The following is an 18,622-nucleotide window of genomic DNA, read 5'->3' as shown; positions in this document are numbered from 1 at the left end:
CAATCTTAATTTTATGAAGAAAAGTATTTTTTTGTTTACATTTTTCTTTGCTTACTATGCTCATTCTCAGAAAATAAGCTTTGACCCAATTGATTGGCAAGCTGATCAATCTGTTACTATTAATTTTGATTTTAATGGAACCTCTTTTAGCGGATACTCTGGCGATTTGTACTTATGGTCTTGGGTCAATAATGGTGCTGGTCAAGGTTTTGATGCTCCAAACAATGGCACATGGGCCAATTCAAGTATAAGTTCTAAATTGACTGATTTAGGAGGGAATTTAAGGAGCATCACAATTTTGCCAAATACCTTTTTTGGTTTACATGAAGATTTTTTAAAAGCTTCTGGAATAAATTTCTTAGTCAAAAAGCTTGATGGAAATGATGTTTCTGGTGGAGTGCCTGGTAAAACCCAAGATTTTGCAAATATTTATCCTTTTGCAAATGAAGGAATCCAAGCTAATATTAATTGGTCTGGAAACAAGCCAATCAGATTAATGGTTGATTTGGGTGGCACCAGCTTTTCCGGTTTTGTAGGGCCTTTGTTTTTATGGTCTTACTACAATAACGGAGGTGGAAACATAAATAGTCCATATAATGGTTCTTGGACAAATTCCAACCCAGCAAGTCAATGTACAAGAATAGGTAGTTCAGATCTTTGGTACATTGATTTTGTTCCAAATACATATTTTGGCACTTCGGCATCCAATCTAACCAAATCAACAGTTTTCGGATTGATAAAAAAGCAGAATGGAAACGATGGACAAACTGCTGACTTTGGATTAAACAAAACAGGTTTTAAAAAATATATAATTTATCAAAAAAATGCTAGCAATGTTAGCCTGAGTCTTAGTTTGCCTCCTGACAATGTACCTGTCACATTTACTTTTACAGCTTCGGATAATCTCATTGGCACTAGTCAAAAAGTTTTCATGCATTCAGGTGTGGTTACAGAAGGCTTGGCTTCTATAGCTTGGAACCATACCCAAGGGCTTTGGGGAGATTCTCTAATAAGCCCTGGTCAAATGACCAAAATCGGGTCTGATGTTTATACTTTAACTATTCCTTCTATTCGAGATTATTACCAATTGTCCTCGGCAGAGAAAGCTTTTAAAATAATGGCAGTTTTTAGGTCGGCAGACGGCACTATTATTGAAAAAGACGGCTCCTCAGATTTCCAACTTTTATTGGAGACAAGCAGATATTTAGAAACACGTGAACCTTCAGGGTCTTTCATTGCTAAGCAAATAAATAAACCTTTTAGAATAACAGGATTCACAAACCAAATTTCCGAATTTTCAATGTATGTAAACGGAAATTTAGAGCATTCAAGTATCGCAGCGAATAGAAGTAGCTTTTTGTATACTCCCACCTCAGAAGGAATTTATACTATTATTATCAAAGCAAATAATGGCATTTCTGATTTAGCAGATACTGTAAAAGTTTCTGTTTGTTCGTCAAACCCCATCTCATTGTCGTCTACATTACCTACAGGTTTAAAATATGGGATAAATTATTCAGTGGATTATACAAAAGCAACTTTGGTTTTACATGCTCCTACTGAGAATATCAATTCAGTTCATGTTGTTGGAGATTTTAATAATTGGTCAGTGAACTGCAACTTTCTGATGAATTATGACGCTTCAAAAAAAGTATTTTGGAAAGAGATTAATAGTTTATCACCAGGACAAGAATATGTTTTTCAATATCTCATTGATGGAAAAACCAGAATAGGAGATCCTTATACTGAAAAAGTCAGCGACCCATGGAATGATAGTTCTATATCTGGTGCAGTTTATCCAGGTTTGATACAATATCCTACCGAAGCTATGCCTAAAAATGGCGAAACACCTACCATTGCTTCTGTTTTGCAAACCCAATCAAGTCAATTCAATTGGCAGATTGAAAATTTTAATAGAATTCCTCAAAACAAACTCAATATTTATCAACTACATTTTAGAGATTTTACTACAGAGGGAACCTATTTGGCTGCTATTTCTAAGTTGGACTATCTCAAAAGGATGGGTATAAATGCTATTGAGACACTGCCAGTAAGCGAATTTGAAGGAAATGACTCTTGGGGTTATAATCCAAATTATTATTTTGCTGTAGACAAAGCTTACGGTACTAAAAACGACTACAAAACATTTGTTGATGAGTGTCACATAAGAGGGATTTCGGTTATTGGCGACATGGTTTTGAATCATGCATTTGGCACAAATCCACACGCTCGCATGTATTGGGACGATTTGAATAATCGGCCAGCTACCAATAATCCATGGTTTAATGCGGTTTCGAATTTTTCAAATCCTGCTGCACAGTGGGGCAACGATTTCAATCATGAAAGCCCGCATACTCAGGCTTTTGTGGATAGTGTAATACATTTTTGGTTGACCGAATTCAAAATAGATGGAATAAGATTTGACTTTACAAAAGGTTTTGGGAATACACCCTATCCAAATGGCCTTTGTGCTGATGAATGGGGTGGTTGTTATGATGCTTCAAGGATTGCATTATTAAAAAGGATGGCTGACAAAATGTGGCTCATTGATAATGGTGCTACAGGTTCACAACCTTATGTAATCATGGAGCATTTGGCCAATGTTTCAGAAGATAAAACACTTGCCGATTATAGTTTTGGAATTAATCTGTGGTCTGGCGTTTCGCCGAACAATAAATACAGTGAAATAGCTATGGGTTGGGCACCAGATGCGGGTGATCCTAATAAAAGCAATTTGGCAGAGGTATATTATAAAAACAAAACCTATAATAATCCAACCTGGGTGAGTTATATGGAAAGTCATGATGAGGAGCGAATTGCGTATAAACAAACTCAATATGGCAATGGCTTAATTAAAACAGACTTGGTTTTGCGTTCTAAATTTCTGCAAGTCTCAGCTGCAATGAATCTGCTTTTTACAGGTCCTAGGCAAATTTGGCAGTTTGGTGAGCTAGGTTATGATTACAGTATAAATTATAATGGTCGTACAGGTAAAAAACCGATTCGATGGGATTACTTTGACGTGCCAGAAAGAAGGAATATTTATGAAACTTATGCCAGATTATTTTGGCTTAGAAATCGAATGCCTTTGACATTTCATAAAGATTTTGACAATCTTGGAGGTGCCAAAACCGACCTTGTAAGCCAATTTAAAAGATACCATTTTTACAGCTCTGTTGGAGATACTGCAGTTACAATAATAGCCAATACAGCAAATTCAGTTATCACTGGCAATCCCGACTTTAACGCTTCTTTGAGCTCACAGTGGTATGAATATTTTAGCCAAACTTGGCAGACTGTTTCAAGTTCGATTACCCTACAGCCCGGAGAATTTAGGTTGTATTTTAATAAAAAACCAAACTTTCTTGCTCCTGATATTTCTTTAGTAAGTTACACAAATGCACCCAAAGGTGCTGATACTACGAGCCTACAAATAAGTTTTCCTGAGCCAGTTTTAAAAAGGAATTTGAATGATTTCTTAGGTGCAAATATTGTAGATTTTACAAAAGTTTTTGAATTGAAAGATGCTGAGAATAATGTTCACTTTTTTTCAGGCACAATTTCTTTTGATAATAAAAAAGTGTTAATAAAGCCGAATGTTAAACTTTATTCTGGTAATTATACACTAAAAATAATTGCTGATTCTGTCCAAAATTATGGCGGTATAAGACCAGACAATGACATTTATTTTAATTTTTCAATAGAGGCAACACCTAGACCCTGTGTTTTGTCAAGTATATTATCTAGTCCCTTAGACGACTTTTTTGAAAGTGCCGAAATTATACAATCTGCAAGTACTATTGAGGCAACAAACAAGATTATATTAAAAAGTCGAGTAGATTATGATGCTAAGAATGCAGTGATTTTGAATCCCGGATTTGAAATAAAACCGAACGATAAAGGGTATTTTTTGGCTAAAATCGGTGGATGTGACTTGTAACTAGAATAATACGGATTTTGTATTCAGGTATTTACAGAAGAGTGAAGTCGAGAATTAAGTATATTTTTGTCAAAAAAACAAATATATGAGAGTTCTAAGTATAATTTTATTTCTTCTATACAGCTTTTCAAGTAATTGTCAAAAGATTATTTCGAAAGAAACTGCCTTAGAAAACATGCGTTTGGCCAATGAATATTTGATGAAAAAATGGCCTGATCCATCTGAAAAAATTGTGCTGGACAAAGTCCGAACTTCTAATCTTTGGACGAGAGGGATTTATTATGAAGGCTTAATGGATTTTTACAAAATAGATGCCGATAAAAAATACATAGATTATGCTGTAAAATGGGGAGATGGCAACAAATGGGCTACTTGGTTTGGTGTGAATTCTCGACATGCAGATAGCCATTGCTGCGGTATCACCTATATTGATTTGTACCAAATGGACACCACTCAAAAACAACGTCTATCAGAAATTAAAGCTTCTATTGACTTAATGATTGCTTCTGAAAAAGTGGATGATTGGACGTGGATTGATGCTTTGCAAATGGCCATGCCAGTTTACGCAAAGTTAGGGGTGATGTACAATGACGAACGTTATTTTGAGAAAATGCATGAGCTTTATCTGTTTTCAAAAAACGTAGAAGGAGGTGGTTTGTATAATCCTAAGGATGGACTTTGGTGGCGAGACAAAAGTTTTGTGCCGCCGTTTACCACTCCAAATGGAAAGCAATGTTATTGGTCAAGAGGTAATGGCTGGGTAGTGGCTGCCATGGTGAAAATGTTGGAAATATTGCCAAAAGATACCAAGCATTATAAAGAATATGAGGAGATGTATTTGACAATGATGAATTCGCTTTTACCGCTTCAAAGGAAAGATGGTTTTTGGAATGTTTCACTGGCCGATCCTGATGATTTTGGTGGATCAGAATTATCAGGAACAGCACTTTTTGTGTATGGAATGGCTTGGGGAATAAATAACGGATATTTGAGTAAGAAAAAATATTTAAAACCCACCATTAAAGCATGGAATGCCATGAATAAAACCTGTCTTCATTCTGACGGAATGTTAGGATTTGTACAATCCACAGGAAAAGAACCAAAAGATGGCCAACCTTTGAGTTTTGACAAAAAAGCCAATTTTGAAGACTTTGGTTTGGGCTGCTATTTGTTGGCAGGTACGCAGGTTTATTTGTTGAAAAAGTAAATGGATTTATAAAAACAAAGCCAATCATTTTTAAAAAGATTGGCTTTGTAAATTGTTCTTACTTTATAGCTCCACCGCCACGTTCGTGGTTTCGGATTCTGACTGCATCATATACGTCATATACAAATATTTTGCCGTCTCCGATGTTTCCCTCAGAGGCGTTTTCTAATATTACATCTATACATTTTTCAAGGTTTTCGTCACTTACTACGCAGATTATCATTACTTTAGGTAACAGTATCATTGGTTTTTCTAAACCTCTGTAAATTTCGGAATATCCTCTTTGAAGACCAGCACCTTTCACTGGCATAACTGTCATACAAGGTATGTCAGCGGCAGTTAATCCTTTCTGAATCGCCTCCAATTTCGAAGGTTTTACTATTGCTTCTACTTTTTTCATTGTACTGTTATTTTATAATTATTCAAAAGTGGTGTAAGCCTCTACGCCAAACTCCACGGCATCTATTCCTACCAATTCTTCGTGTCGATGAATTCTGATACCTATCGTCTTTTTCATTATGAAAAAGATAGCGTAAGTCGTCAAAAATGAGAATAGAGAGATTACTACTACGCCCAAAGTTTGAATTCCTAGAAAACTCATATCACCCGAAAATAGAAGTCCTTTTTCTTCTGCAAAAACACCAACAGCAATTGTGCCAAAAAAGCCGTTTACGCCGTGAACTGCAATTGCCCCAACTGGATCATCGATTTTCAATTTGTCAATTAAAACTACACAAATATCAACAAAAACCCCAGCAAAAAAACCAATTACTATAGCCGAATTTGGGCCTACCAAATTACAACCAGCCGTTATGGCCACCAAGCCCGCCAATACACCGTTGATTACCATCGTGATATCGACTTTTTTATACCTTATTAAAGTATACGCCATCGTAGAAACTCCGCCAGCTGCCGAAGCCAAGAAGGTATTTACAGCAACTTTGCCTATCAATTCCCATTTGCCTACAGCAGCTAATGTTGAGCCTGGATTAAAACCAAACCAACCAAACCACAGCAAAAATGCCCCAACAGATGCCAAAGTTAGATTATGACCCGGAATGGCATTTGCAGAACCATCCGCATTGTATTTTCCCATTCTTGGGCCAACTAAAATTGCACCTGCTAATGCTGCAAAACCACCAACCGCATGTACTGCTGAAGAACCAGCAAAGTCATTAAAGCCAAGTTTAGCCAACCATCCGTTTGGATTCCAAACCCAGTTGGCCGCTACAGGATAGATTATGATACAAAATATTACTACAAAGACTGCATAAGACCACATTTTCATTCGTTCGGCTATGCCGCCAGAAACAATAGAAATGGAGGCGATAGCAAAGCCAAGCTGTAAAAACCAAAAGAGACTGTTGGAAATGGTAAGGTTTAATCCAAGGTCACCTGAAAGTATGCCTGTGCCAAAGGCAAAATAGCCATTGGATGCACCATAGGCAACTGCAAAACCAAAAGCATAAAATGCCAATCCACCTATCATGATGTCAATCATCACTTTGGCTATAATACTCATTGAGTTTTTGGAGCGTATAAACCCGGCCTCTAGCAATGCGAAACCTCCCTCCATTTGAAAAATCAAAGCAGCACAAAGTGCTACCCAAACACTGTCTATAGCATGCACCAATTCCTGCTGATTGGCAGCTAATTCTTTTATTTCGTCCATTATATTTTGTTGTACTTAAAAAATACTTGTTTTAAAGTATTTTTTAATTTTTTCTTAAAAAAGTGTGCAAATGTAAGCCTATATTTTTGGTAAAAGCAAAGATTTTTCAAAAAATAATACAAAATACTACCTATTTGATTTTATGTTTTTGGCAAATTATCTATTGGAAAAATGTATTTTCAAGAAATTTGTATTTGAAAACCATAGATTAATTGAAATATTGTAAACATTAATTGGGATATTTCAAGAAAGGATAGCTATGTTAGATTTTAAGTTTGGATAAAGGTAGATTTTTAATTAAAAACACGTTTGGATTTCGGTTGAAAAGGTTTTCAAATTGAACAAAATCAAATAAAATCAATATTCAGAATATTTTTATTTAAATTTGAAAAATGACCTTTTACAATAAATGAAAATTACTTTTTTTCTGAAAAAATATTACTTTTTTCAAACACTTTTCTTGTTCAAATCTTTGATTGGATTCACACAAAATACTAATTCCGTGGTAGCTCATAGAGGAGCATGGAAAGCAAAAAATCTACCTGAAAATTCTATTGCCTCATTAAAACAGGCTATTGCTTTAAAATGCAAAGGCTCAGAGTTTGATGTTCACATGACAGCTGATGAAGTTTTGGTAGTTAATCACGATGCTAAATATCATGATTTAGAAATCGAAAAATCTACTTATATGCAACTGTCTGCTTTTAAGCTGTCGAACGGTGAAAAGCTCCCAACTTTAAAGGAATATTTGAAGGCAGGAAAAAATGGATATACCCGATTAGTTTGCGAAATTAAGCCAGCTTCTAATACCGAAAGAGGAAGGGTGGTTGCCCAAAAAGTGGTAGAGTTGGTTAAAAAAACAAAGACAAAGGAAATTGTAGATTATATCAGTTTTGATTATGAAATATTATTGAAAATCAGGTCTTTAGATCCTATGGCTCATCTTCAATATCTGACTGGAACCAAGTCGCCAGCCGAACTTGAAAAAGATAAAATAGATGGATTAGATTATCATTTTTCTGTTTTTAAAAATAAGCCAGAGTGGATAGCTGAAGCTAAAAGTTTGGGATTAAGTCTAAACGCTTGGACAGTGAATGAGACCAAAGATTTAGATTGGTTGATAGCCAATAATTTTGATTTTATTACCACCAACGAACCCGAGCTGGCATTCGAAAGGTTAAAATTATCGCCAACACAAACCAACTGGAAATTGGTGTGGTCAGATGAGTTCAATTATAATGGCCTGCCAGATGATAAAAAATGGGGATATGATGTGGGTGGACACGGTTGGGGGAATAATGAGTTGCAATTTTATACAGAAAAAGATGCAAATACTGCTTTTGTAAAAAATGGTATTTTGACGATTTCGGCCAAAAAACAAAAAACAGAAAGCAAAGATTATGCTTCGGCGAGGTTAGTCACCAAGACCAAAGGAGATTGGTTAAATGGCAAAATAGAAGTGCGAGCTAAATTACCCAAAGGGAAAGGTACTTGGCCTGCAATATGGATGCTGCCTACCGACTGGGAATATGGTGGTTGGCCTGAAAGTGGTGAAATTGACATAATGGAACATGTTGGATATGAACCTGATACGGTTTATGGAACAGTGCACACCAAGGCATTTAATCATTCCATAGGAACCCATAAAACAGGGTCGTTTTTTATAGATACCCCATACTCAGAATTCCATGATTATGGCATAGAATGGGATCAAGAAAAGATAGATTTTCTGTACGACGGCAAGAAATATTTCAGTTTTAAAAACACCAAAAAGAATTTTCAAGAATGGCCTTATGACAAGCGTTTTCATCTGATTTTGAATATCGCTGTTGGTGGCAATTGGGGTGGCAAATATGGTGTAGCTGAGGATATTTTTCCAGCAAAAATGGAAGTTGATTACGTAAGAGTATTTCAAAAAAAATGAGTTGAATAAAAACTCAACTCATTTTTAATATGATATCCTAAATATTACAAGGCACCAGAAACTAAATTAACTAATTTGCCTAGTTTTTTCTCAGTAGCTCCTGCAGCTAATTTTCCGAAAAGACCTGATTTGTCTAATTTACCTACGCTTTTCGTTGTAGAACCTAATAGTTTTGAGAATTGACTCGATACGCCAGATCCTAAAACAGAAGAAGCACTTTGTAATAAGTTTAAGTTGCTCGTTATTGCCGAACCTTTTCCTAAAAGACTTGACTTACCGCCGCCCAACATATTTTTTAGTCTATTAGCAGCAACTAACATCTTTATTGTATTTACAATTTTTCCTAAACTGCCAAGATTTAATTTTCCTGAGGTTGCCAAAGGAATCAAGTTTTTCAAACCACCTACTTGTCCTAAAAGTTTCGATTTCATGTCAGCACTGCCCGTGTTGGCTTCTGTTTCCAACATAGAAACTCCTTTTCCTAAAAGCTCGGCTACCTGTGAACTATTGCCACTCTTACCAGCCAAAGAAACAGCTTTATCTAAAAGACCTTCAACTGACATTTGAGCAAATGAATGCGAAGAAACTAGAATCATTAATGATGCAAAAATTGCAGATATTGTTTTTTTCATTTTTAAAATATGTTTTGTTTTCTATTTATACGTACTTTACCTAAAAAAGTGACTTTTTTGGTTCGATAAAGTTTCCAAAAGGAGATATTTTAATTTAATTTTAATCGATATAAATAAATAATTTCATGAGAAAAATTTTGCTATTATCTTTTTGCCTAATAATTGGATTTAATATAAATGCTCAAAATGTAGAGCAAAAATTGGAGAAAATGGGTATAGTTTTACCCCAAGTATCAGCACCTATTGCAACTTATGTAAATGCGGTAAGAACAGGAAATCTCATCTATCTTTCTGGCAAAGGACCAACCAAACCAGATGGTAAATTCATAACTGGCAAAGTAGGAGCAGACCTGACAATAGAGGAAGGAAAAGCTGCTGCAAGAATAACGGGACTTAATCTTTTGGCTGCCTTAAAAGCGGAAATAGGAGACTTAGACAAAGTAAAAAGAATAGTAAAAGTATTGGGGATGGTAAATTGTCCGGCAGATTTCACCCAACAACCACAAGTAATCAACGGCTTTTCGGATTTAATGGTGGAGGTTTTTGGCGAAAAAGGCAAACATGCCCGCAGTGCAGTAGGAATGGGCTCGCTACCTTCTAATATTGCCGTGGAAATTGAGATGATTGTGGAGGTGGAGTGATTTTCGATTGATTCGATTTGCGATTAATTCGATTTACGATTTGTTAGCTTTTCGATTTGCGATTAATTCGATTTTCGATTTGTTGGATTTTTGTCAATTTAAATTATTGATAGAAATTTGGAAAAATAAGCCCCTTTTGGTTAGGTAGCTTTTAGTTTTTCTTCATCCAAATGTATTCTCCTCGTAGCCTGCACCAAGCTTTTTCTACTTTCCCATTTTGGTCTTTCAAAAATAGTACATTGAGGTACATTGAACTGAAATAATCAGGGCCTTCGTGATAAAACGGGGACATTTAAGCCATCAGATACAAAATTGACTTGGCCTTTATTTGCAGTTTTATCAGGAGCAAATACCGTAGGGCTAATGGCACCCAATGCCGACATTTTAATAAAATCTCTTCTTTGTAAATCTTTCAATTTGTTGATTATTTTTGAATTGGAAATTACTAAATATTTCTATAAAAGCTTTCATTTTTTTGTAATTTTAAAGACCATTAAAAGACCATCTATGAAAACTATATCAGATTTATTTATTAAAATTTCCAATTGGAAAAGTTTCGCTGTGTTTTTGGCATTATATATTGCTTTTAATGCTTATTTTCTACCAAAAGGTTTCAAATCAAAAGTGCCTACAGAGGATCTTAATTTGCCAATTCTGGATTTGCAGTTCGGTTTTAATCCGGAAAGAGTAAAAGATATAGTAAGTCAATATCATGGGGAAGCCAAAGAAGCCTATATAATGGGTGCAGGTATTACAGATGGAATATATCCAGCAGTTTATTTTTGTTTATTTTCGATTATATTAACCTTGGTTTTTTACAAATGGAAGATTTCTCCTTGGTTTAAATACCTTAATCTCTTGCCCATAGGTTTGGTTTTTTTCGATTATTTAGAAAACTACCATATCATAAAAATGCTGCGAACCTACCCCGAGAATATTGATTCCCTAGCCACCTATTGTTCTTTTTTTACTTTGATAAAGTGGGTGCTAGCTGGGATTGTCTTAGCGATTGTGATTGCTGGGATTGTTCAAAATGTTGTTTTTAACGAAAAGTAAGCTGGAAATTTTTATGATCCATCTGATTTATTTGGCTAGGCCAAGTTTGATCGAGAGTTCGAAATGTCCTTGTCCTAACCAATCATTAGAAAAAGTAGATGTTGGATATCGTTTAAAACCTTCAACTCCTATAGCTAAATTTATATCTAAAAAAGAATTGTTACTAGCTAAAGTTTGGTAGCCTAAAAGTGCACTTAGAGACCTTATTTGGATTTTATTTAGCATTGCCCCTATAGGTTCATTTTTATAAGTAATCTTATTGATATTAATGAAATATTCAAAACCAGTATAAATACCATTAAGATTATTCCCTTGTTTTCCTTTCCTTATTCTTTCTTTCATTCCTGCGTAATATCTTATTTGTTCTTTCAGTCCAAAGTTTAGAATAGGTTGATTGTAATCCTTTCCAGAATATATAGGTAATTTGTATTGAAATGACTCTCCATTTGGAGACACAATCAAGGTATCTTTATAGTCGTTATAATATGGTACTTTTAAATTGTTAACTCCGACTACTAAATTCGAATTTATTGAAAAAGGGGATTTTGCTATTTTTTGTTCATAGCTTAAATCTAATTTTAAGTTTTGACTCGATTTGTCTAAATAAAATCCATTGTTAATATTAAGTTTCCAAAGATTTTTTAAATTCAAATTACATTTTAAGAAATCGCAGAAATTGGCTTTTTGAATCGTTTTTTTTGGTAAAAGTAATCCAAGTCCTATTTGATTTTGAGTAGTAAAAAATAATTTATGATTTATTTTATCTAAATTCTGGGGTTCAAAAAAGATATAAGTTTTAAGCTCATTTCCTCTTTTTAGCCCTATCATAAAACTAAAATTTAAAGCATTCCCAAATTGTTTTCCAAGATTTAAAGAAGCATATCCATCTTCTAAAAATAATTCAGAAGGATATCCACTGAATAATTGATTATTATCTCTTAAATACTTAAAATTCATGTCATATTTATTCAGTGGTGTATGATAATATTGAACTTTTAGGCCGATATAATTACCAGTAATATTTGGTTTTTGACTAACTAAAGCCACTTTTTTCTTCATGGAGAAATACCATCTTGCTTCCACATCCGATTCAAAGGTTGTTGGACCAGCAATTTGAAATACATTTCCAATTGTTGCAATTACTGATATACTTTTTCCTATTTTCTGCTCATATTGTAAGCCAGCATGTTGAAAACTGTGCATGCCAGGATCTGAAATTTTCACCCTCAACCCACTCTTCACCACCCGGTTACCCCCAAAAGCTTTCTCATACTCATCAATGAGCGTAGTTTTTTCGAATTTTTCTACTTTTTCTTCGGAGAAAGTCACTTTTAGGCTGTCGGTTTGTGCGTGTAACGAGAAAGATATGCTGAGAAATAGAAATAGTTTTTTCATGATTTTTGGGGATTTATTTGGCTAGACCTAGTTTCAAGCTAAGGTTAAAGTAATTTTTTTGTTCTTTTTTTGTTTCATTTTCAAATCCATTAAAAAGTTTGAAAGTTGACCAAGATTTCCCAAAGGAGGCTGAAATGTCAATATATGAGTTTTTTGAAGCTAAAGTTTGGTAGCCAATTGATAAACCTAGGCTTGAAGAATATGTTGGTAAAATATAGGCTTTAGGAAAAGGGCCGATATTATAGGAATATTCTGAACCGAAATAATAGCCATTAAGTTTATTGATTTTGGAATTGTCTTTAATTATTCTAGGTAAATAGTACCTAAATTGTTGAGCTATACTTCCGTTAGCGTTTATTTCAGATTGTTTATTTAAGGAATAAAGTGGGAACAATCCAGAAATATTTTCGCCATTTGCATCAATAATTGTAGAATCTTTATACCCAATAAGTTGATTTTGAAATGTCCGATAAATGAAAAGTTGAAGACTTGAATTTGAAGAGAAAGAGGAATTCATAATCCTTTGTTCGAATGAGCCATCGAATTTCAAATGTTGATAGTTCTTTTCAATATAAAATGAATTATTCAAATTGAATTTAAATATTCTTTTTACATCGTAGTTGCATTTTAAAAAATCACAAGTAATGTTTTTACGTACTCCATTTGGAAAGAAAACACCTATCCCTACCTGGCTGTGCGTAGATAGGAAATATTTTTGACCGCTACTATTATAATTGAATGGAGGTTGGTAACCCCATGATTTTAGATTTATAGTTTTTAAACCTGCTTTTAAACCAATTTCTAGAATATTACCCAATTGTTTTCCCCAAATTATTGAATATGTTTTTTCTCCATTAATCATAAGTGTATTTGGATAAAAAGGAACTTGAATTAATTTTGAACCATTTATAAATGGAGAATAATTTTCTGGTGATTTAACGTTAAATGCTAAAAAATTACCAGTAATATTTTGCTGCTTTTTTTGAGATTGAATGTCTTTTTTCATGGTGTAATACCATCTACCTTCAATTGAAGCATTTATTTGCGTCCCGGGTCCTGAACTGAATCCTCCTGCAACTGACCCAATTATCGAAAATTGTTTACCTATTTTTTGTTCCAATTGAATTAAAGGTAAACTTCTTGGAAATGATTCAGGATTTGTAAATCTCACCCTCAACCCACTCTTCACCACCCGGTTACCCCCAAAAGCTTTTTCATATTCATCAATGAGTGTAGTTTTTTCAAATTTTTCTACTTTTTCTTCAGAGAAAGTCACCTTTAGGCTGTCGGATTGTGCATATAGCGAGAAAGATATGCTTAGGAATAGAAATAGTTTTTTCATGATTTTCATAGTTTTTCGAGTGTGATGTTGCCTGATTTATTTGATATTTTTATGTAATATTTAGCTGAAGTATTAAACAAAACCTCACGGTTATTTTTAATGGTTTTTACATCTCCTATTTCATTTGGTACATCAATTTGTCCGAAACTTGTGCTTAAATTGATGGCATATTTTCTAATAGGGATAGCTTTTAGTTTGATGTCTGATTTGTCTGCATTTAAGGTAAGGTTTTGGAGCTCTTTTGGCGATGCCAAGAGCATTTCACCATAATAACTTGTGATATTAAGGTTGCCAGAAAAGTTTTTTAAATGTAGATTTGAGCGTTCGGTTTTTATGGTTGTCGTTCCATCAATTCCGTCAATGTTTAAATCGCCATATTTGGTTTGTATTTTTATGTTGCCAGCTACATTGTTAATCACATTTACACAGAATTCTGTATTGATAGTCAGTTTTTTTGTTTCACCTGAAATATAGTTTTTTCCAAAACTGTTTTTGAGGTCTAAGTCTATGTTTTCTGGTATTTTCAAAACATACTTTGCTTTAAAGTTTGATTCTGGTTTTTTGTCTTTTTGGCCAAGCAAAAGGTAGTTTCTCAATACCAATTGCCCATTTTTTGCGTCGGTACCTATTTTGAGATAATTTATATCATGAGCCGCCGAGCTTTTGTCTGGATGTTTGGCACTCAAATCTATACTGAGACTCACTTTAGATTTATTCCAAACCACTATTTCAATATCTGCTTTTTCTGCATCTATTTTAATGGCATTTATGCCCTCAAATTCCTTTTCTAGGTGTTTTGTGGCTACTTGCAAGGTAGTTTGGGCTGCCGCTTGTGCCGCAAACCAAAATGCCAGAGTGGTTAATAATATTTTTAATTTCGTTCGCATCATTTTGTCAAATTTGTGCTGCCATTTTGCGTATAATGTCGGATTTCTGATTTTCTATTTGTGCCAATTGCGTTATCAGTTCGGGTTCTGTATTGTATTTGCCAATGGCCTCTTTTAGCTCTGTACTCGCTGTATTTAGTTCTTCTAGTTCGGTTTCAAGTGCCTTGAATTCAGGCTTTTCGCATACTATCTTATCTTCATTGCATATCTTCATTATTTCTTCATAACCATACTCGCTTAGGTCGTTTTCGCTAAGTAATAATTCGGGTTCTATCTGTTGTTTGGTGTATTTTATTTCGTTGTTTTTTTGTGAAAAATACACACTGATAAATATTATGATTGATGCTGCGGCAACCCATTTTACATATCCAAAATTTGATTTATTTAGTTTGCTCGATACTTTTTGCCATAGCTCATCCTTGGGCTCATATTCAGGTAGGCTTTTTAAGGCTTGCCGAAGAGCATCCTCATTGAGTTTGGCTTCTATATTTTGCCAAATTTTGTCCGATGGTTCGTATTCTGGTAAATTCATTTTTTTAACCTCACCCCCAGCCCCGCTCCATAGGAGAGGGGAGTTGATTCACTTTGTCTTTAATAATTTTAACATTCTTTTTTACTCCACCTCCAGTGGCTGAACGGAGTCCAAGCCAGCGGAGCCGAGCAATAAATCACTTCAACATCTCCCTTAATCGTTTTTTTGCGTGAAACAGTTGAGATTTTGAAGTTCCTTCCGAAATCCCCAAAAGTTCGCCCACTTCTCTATGCGTAAAACCTTCTATTTCTATCATCACAAATACCGTTCGGAAGCCTTCAGGCAATGCCAGTATGGCTTTTTCTAAATATTCAGAATTCATTTGTTCGTCCCAACTGATGAGTTCATTTTCTTCAAAATCCTCTTTTAGTTCTAAAAATTTAGGTTTTTTAAACCTTTGGTAGGCTTTTCGGGCCACTATGGTTTTTATCCAAGCACCTAGGGTGGCATCTTTTCTGAAACTTCCCAAGTTTTTGAAAACATCTAAAAAAGCATCTTGAAGCACATCATTGGCATCGTCAAAGTCGCCAGTTAACCTATAAGCAAGCGTGTACATGGCTCGTTTGTAAGAGTCATAAAGCGTGCGTTGAGCAAACCTGTTGTTTAGAATGCAAGCATCAATGAGCTCGTTTTCTGTCATGTTTCGACGATTTCTGAGGGTTCTATTCTAAAGTGTCTAAAAAGACATAGAATGGTTGTATGAAGATATTATTTTTTTTGTTTTAATTAAAAGGCCTCTTTTTTATTCTTTAAAACAGGAATAAAAAAGAAGCAAATTTTAAAAGAAATTCTTCCAACTCACACCATTTTTCCGGTCAAAATTGGCCTAGTGTCAGGCGAATTCTTGGCATTTTCATTGAAGCTACTCAAAAGTTTTATCGAGATTTTATTGTCGTCAAAGGTTACCGTTATTTTATCGCCATGTACTGCTTCTATAAATTTTAAATTTATTTGTAACACATTGTCTTTTATCCAAGTGCCTGTGCCGGCTATTTTGGATGGTACACTTGTACGATAACTAATAGGGAAAGGATTAGTATTTCCGTTTTTGTTTACTTTCCAATTTTCCCAATCAAAACCAATCTTTTTTATTTTACCATTTTCAAAAAAACGTAGAACACCTGCATCTGGAAATAGCCCAAAACCTAATTCTTTGATTCCAAATGGATTTTCGTCCATTTTAAATTTTTTATCTGAATATTTTGCCATCAGAGGCGAAGTTGTTTTTCCTTTTGGTACGGGCAATTTTAGGCTGTTTAAAACTTGGGCTAATTCCAGCTTTAAAGATGGATTTTCTGGTAATTTTTTATCCGAGAAACCCGGCAAGAGGTTTTCATAAGCTACAGTCATAGATTTTTGCAGATCAAAACTTTCGCTTGTCATCACCAAAACGGCATCCTGCTCTGGCATAACCATACAAAACTGCCCATAAGCACCATCGCCACGATAAAAGCCTGGCTTACACCGCCAAAACTGATAGCCATAACCCTGCGACCAGTCGTTGTCGCCGCCTTGTGAAGTTGTTTGTTTTTTTGTGGCTTCATCTATCCATGTAGCTGGCAATATTTGTTTTCCGTTCCATTTGCCTTTTTGGAGGTACATCTGACCAAATTTGGCAATGTCTTCAGTTTTTACACGTAAACCAAAACCCGCCGTATTTAGTCCTTGAGGAGATTTTTCCCAGTCGTAACCTTTGATATTAAGCGGCTCAAAAAGTCTAGGTTTTAGATATTGCTCTAAGGTTTGCCCAGTGACTTTATGAATTATTGCTCCAAGCATATAGGTGGCACCTGTATTGTATAAAAAATGCGAGCTAGGCTCAAACACAACCGGATGAGCTAGGAAACTTTTGACCCAAGTTTGAGGCTCATTTTGTCTCAAAACTGGCATGGTGTCCGTTTCGTGACCAGTGTTCATTGTCAGTAAGTGCTTGATTTTCATTGCTTTCAGGTTTTCGGAAAAGACACTTGGTAAATCATCTGGAAAAAATGAAATAACAGCATCATCAACAGATATTTTACCTTCAGTAACCAAAAAACCAATCGCTGAACTGGTGAAACTTTTTGAAAGTGAATATAGCGTATGTTTGTAATCGGAGGCAAAAGGCTTCCACCAAGCTTCGGCAATAACTTTTCCATGTCGCAAAAGCATGAAACTATGCCATTCTAAACCCGATGTTTTGGTGGCGTCTATAAAGTTCAAGAGAGCTTTTGAAGAAAAACCTTGTGCTTCGGGACTGCTGCGTGGCAAATCTGTGGTTGAGAAACCGAATGATTCAACATTCGGAAATATACTGAGTCCTAAAGTACTGGCACCAATGGTTTGTAAGAATTGCCTACGGGTATTTTTCATTGCTTAATTATTATGGTTGAATAGCTATAAAAGTATTGGATATTTTCAATATTTAAAAGCCCGATTTTCAAAATCGATAAAGATAAATGAAACCACTTTGAATCTTTCAACGTATATTTAAGCTAAACCTTCAAATAAACTCCTTTAATGAAGCTAAAAGACATTTTTCTACATCTTCGTTTACCTTTTTCTTTGTTTTTGATGCCAGTCTTTTGGTTGGCCATAAGTCAACAATCTCATGGGGTTTTTGAAATGAACCTTTGGATTTTTGTGATATTGCATTTGTTGATTTATCCTTCTTCTAATGCTTTTAATAGCTATTTTGACAAAGATGAAGGCAGTATAGGTGGACTAAAAAATCCACCAAAAGTAGATAAGCAACTGTGGCATGTAGCCAATATTTTTGATGCTTTGGGTATTTTGTTATCTATTGTTTTTGTCAATTTAACTTTTGCTGGTTTTGTGCTTTTGTATGTTTTGGTAAGCAGAATGTATAGTCATCCAAGTATCAGAATTAAGAAAATGCCGGTTTTGAGTTGGTTGATTGTAGGTTTGTTTCAAGGTGCTTTGGTATATATGATGGTTTGGGTTTTTGGGCAAGATTTTGATATAAGTTCTTTTCTAAAAACTCAGAATTCTGCTGGATCTCCGATATGGTTGGGGGCTTTGTTTTCTGCATTGATACTTTGGGCGGTGTATCCAATTACGCAGGTGTACCAACATGAGGAAGACGCCAAAAATGGCGACAAAACATTGAGTATTTTATTAGGCATTAGAGGTACTTTTGTTTTTACGATGTTGCTTTTTAGTATGGCGGTTGGAAGTGCTTATTTATTTCTGCCGCTACCTCATTTCTTTGCATTTTTGTTTTTTAGTGCTCCTATTGCCGTATTTATGAACTGGTGGTTTTTCAAGGTTTTGAAAGACCAAGCCAATGCGAATTTTAAATACACCATGCTGCTAAACGCCATGGCCTCATTGCTATTAAATATTTGTTTTGTTTATAATAGTTTGCATAAATAAAACAATACCCGAATTAGGT

General features: G+C 34.8%; 16 protein-coding genes. 6 read left to right on the top strand and 10 right to left on the bottom strand.

Translation table 11 applies throughout. The features are described from left to right. Positions 1–13: 13 nt before the first annotated feature. Together EGI22_RS19920 and EGI22_RS19915 are read left to right on the top strand one after the other, a co-directional pair. Complete coding sequence (locus EGI22_RS19920; protein WP_255070210.1) at positions 14–3,940, top strand: alpha-amylase family glycosyl hydrolase; 3,927 nt, start codon at positions 14–16, stop codon at positions 3,938–3,940. Between the two features lie 85 nt (positions 3,941–4,025). Next, complete coding sequence (locus EGI22_RS19915; protein ID WP_255070209.1) at positions 4,026–5,147, top strand: glycoside hydrolase family 88 protein; 1,122 nt, start codon at positions 4,026–4,028, stop codon at positions 5,145–5,147. A 58-nt stretch (positions 5,148–5,205) separates the two neighbouring features. Here the strand turns inward: EGI22_RS19915 and EGI22_RS19910 are convergent, their stop codons facing one another. Both EGI22_RS19910 and EGI22_RS19905 read right to left on the bottom strand, forming a co-directional pair. Beyond that, complete coding sequence (locus tag EGI22_RS19910) at positions 5,206–5,547, bottom strand: P-II family nitrogen regulator (RefSeq protein ID WP_255070208.1); 342 nt, start codon at positions 5,545–5,547, stop codon at positions 5,206–5,208. An 18-nt stretch (positions 5,548–5,565) separates the two neighbouring features. Then, positions 5,566–6,819 (bottom strand): ammonium transporter, encoded by a 1,254-nt coding sequence (locus EGI22_RS19905; protein WP_255070207.1) that lies wholly within the window; start codon positions 6,817–6,819, stop codon positions 5,566–5,568. A gap of 409 nt (positions 6,820–7,228) precedes the next feature. Here EGI22_RS19905 and EGI22_RS19900 point away from each other — a divergent pair, with 409 nt between their 5' ends. Beyond that, entirely contained in the window at positions 7,229–8,743 is a 1,515-nt protein-coding gene (locus EGI22_RS19900) for a family 16 glycosylhydrolase (RefSeq protein WP_255070206.1), read from the top strand. 44 nt (positions 8,744–8,787) lie between these two features. Here the strand turns inward: EGI22_RS19900 and EGI22_RS19895 are convergent, their stop codons facing one another. Beyond that, entirely contained in the window at positions 8,788–9,375 is a 588-nt protein-coding gene (locus tag EGI22_RS19895) for a hypothetical protein (protein ID WP_255070205.1), read from the bottom strand. Between the two features lie 125 nt (positions 9,376–9,500). Between EGI22_RS19895 and EGI22_RS19890 the strand changes: the two genes are divergently transcribed. Further along, complete coding sequence (locus tag EGI22_RS19890) at positions 9,501–10,016, top strand: RidA family protein (RefSeq protein ID WP_255070204.1); 516 nt, start codon at positions 9,501–9,503, stop codon at positions 10,014–10,016. Positions 10,017–10,279: 263 nt separating this feature from the next. Here EGI22_RS19890 and EGI22_RS19885 read toward each other — a convergent pair whose 3' ends face one another. Then, the gene (locus EGI22_RS19885; protein ID WP_255070203.1) at positions 10,280–10,432 is read right to left on the bottom strand and encodes a hypothetical protein; all 153 of its coding nucleotides are present in this window, start codon (positions 10,430–10,432) and stop codon (positions 10,280–10,282) included. 91 nt (positions 10,433–10,523) lie between these two features. On the opposite strand from EGI22_RS19885, the gene EGI22_RS19880 reads away from it, so the two are divergent. Beyond that, positions 10,524–11,072 (top strand): hypothetical protein, encoded by a 549-nt coding sequence (locus tag EGI22_RS19880; RefSeq protein WP_255070202.1) that lies wholly within the window; start codon positions 10,524–10,526, stop codon positions 11,070–11,072. Between the two features lie 27 nt (positions 11,073–11,099). Here the strand turns inward: EGI22_RS19880 and EGI22_RS19875 are convergent, their stop codons facing one another. From EGI22_RS19875 to EGI22_RS19850, 6 genes are all read right to left on the bottom strand, one after another. Beyond that, positions 11,100–12,467: a hypothetical protein gene (locus tag EGI22_RS19875; RefSeq protein ID WP_255070201.1), complete on the bottom strand. Its 1,368-nt coding sequence runs from the start codon at positions 12,465–12,467 to the stop codon at positions 11,100–11,102. Positions 12,468–12,480: 13 nt separating this feature from the next. Further along, positions 12,481–13,809 (bottom strand): hypothetical protein, encoded by a 1,329-nt coding sequence (locus EGI22_RS19870; RefSeq protein WP_255070200.1) that lies wholly within the window; start codon positions 13,807–13,809, stop codon positions 12,481–12,483. Between the two features lie 5 nt (positions 13,810–13,814). Further along, entirely contained in the window at positions 13,815–14,699 is an 885-nt protein-coding gene (locus tag EGI22_RS19865) for a DUF4097 family beta strand repeat-containing protein (protein ID WP_255070199.1), read from the bottom strand. 4 nt (positions 14,700–14,703) lie between these two features. Then, entirely contained in the window at positions 14,704–15,228 is a 525-nt protein-coding gene (locus EGI22_RS19860) for a hypothetical protein (RefSeq protein ID WP_255070198.1), read from the bottom strand. 136 nt (positions 15,229–15,364) lie between these two features. Next, a complete protein-coding gene (locus EGI22_RS19855) occupies positions 15,365–15,868 on the bottom strand; it encodes an RNA polymerase sigma factor (protein WP_255070197.1) in 504 nt (167 codons plus the stop codon). A 158-nt stretch (positions 15,869–16,026) separates the two neighbouring features. After that, positions 16,027–17,580 (bottom strand): serine hydrolase, encoded by a 1,554-nt coding sequence (locus EGI22_RS19850; protein ID WP_255070196.1) that lies wholly within the window; start codon positions 17,578–17,580, stop codon positions 16,027–16,029. A 147-nt stretch (positions 17,581–17,727) separates the two neighbouring features. Here EGI22_RS19850 and EGI22_RS19845 point away from each other — a divergent pair, with 147 nt between their 5' ends. Then, positions 17,728–18,603, top strand: coding sequence for a UbiA family prenyltransferase (locus EGI22_RS19845; RefSeq protein WP_255070195.1), 876 nt, complete (start codon positions 17,728–17,730; stop codon positions 18,601–18,603). Positions 18,604–18,622: the final 19 nt, after the last annotated feature.

The sequence above is a fragment of the Lacihabitans sp. LS3-19 genome (assembly GCF_024343575.1).
Lineage (GTDB): Bacteria > Bacteroidota > Bacteroidia > Cytophagales > Spirosomataceae > Leadbetterella.
The sequence above is the reverse complement of the archived record's forward strand: the minus strand, read 5'-3'. Positions and strand labels throughout refer to the sequence as shown.

Bases quoted from the DNA above. Each gene is read 5' to 3' on its own strand.
- EGI22_RS19880 (WP_255070202.1), top strand. From the start codon at position 10,524: ATGAAAACTATATCAGATTTATTTATTAAAATTTCCAATTGGAAAAGT.
- EGI22_RS19855 (WP_255070197.1), bottom strand. From the start codon at position 15,868: ATGACAGAAAACGAGCTCATTGATGCTTGCATTCTAAACAACAGGTTT.
- EGI22_RS19870 (WP_255070200.1), bottom strand. From the start codon at position 13,809: ATGAAAAAACTATTTCTATTCCTAAGCATATCTTTCTCGCTATATGCA.
- EGI22_RS19890 (WP_255070204.1), top strand. From the start codon at position 9,501: ATGAGAAAAATTTTGCTATTATCTTTTTGCCTAATAATTGGATTTAAT.
- EGI22_RS19895 (WP_255070205.1), bottom strand. From the start codon at position 9,375: ATGAAAAAAACAATATCTGCAATTTTTGCATCATTAATGATTCTAGTT.
- EGI22_RS19860 (WP_255070198.1), bottom strand. From the start codon at position 15,228: ATGAATTTACCAGAATACGAACCATCGGACAAAATTTGGCAAAATATA.
- EGI22_RS19850 (WP_255070196.1), bottom strand. From the start codon at position 17,580: ATGAAAAATACCCGTAGGCAATTCTTACAAACCATTGGTGCCAGTACT.
- EGI22_RS19915 (WP_255070209.1), top strand. From the start codon at position 4,026: ATGAGAGTTCTAAGTATAATTTTATTTCTTCTATACAGCTTTTCAAGT.
- EGI22_RS19845 (WP_255070195.1), top strand. From the start codon at position 17,728: ATGAAGCTAAAAGACATTTTTCTACATCTTCGTTTACCTTTTTCTTTG.
- EGI22_RS19910 (WP_255070208.1), bottom strand. From the start codon at position 5,547: ATGAAAAAAGTAGAAGCAATAGTAAAACCTTCGAAATTGGAGGCGATT.
- EGI22_RS19865 (WP_255070199.1), bottom strand. From the start codon at position 14,699: ATGATGCGAACGAAATTAAAAATATTATTAACCACTCTGGCATTTTGG.
- EGI22_RS19905 (WP_255070207.1), bottom strand. From the start codon at position 6,819: ATGGACGAAATAAAAGAATTAGCTGCCAATCAGCAGGAATTGGTGCAT.
- EGI22_RS19920 (WP_255070210.1), top strand. From the start codon at position 14: ATGAAGAAAAGTATTTTTTTGTTTACATTTTTCTTTGCTTACTATGCT.
- EGI22_RS19900 (WP_255070206.1), top strand. From the start codon at position 7,229: ATGAAAATTACTTTTTTTCTGAAAAAATATTACTTTTTTCAAACACTT.
- EGI22_RS19875 (WP_255070201.1), bottom strand. From the start codon at position 12,467: ATGAAAAAACTATTTCTATTTCTCAGCATATCTTTCTCGTTACACGCA.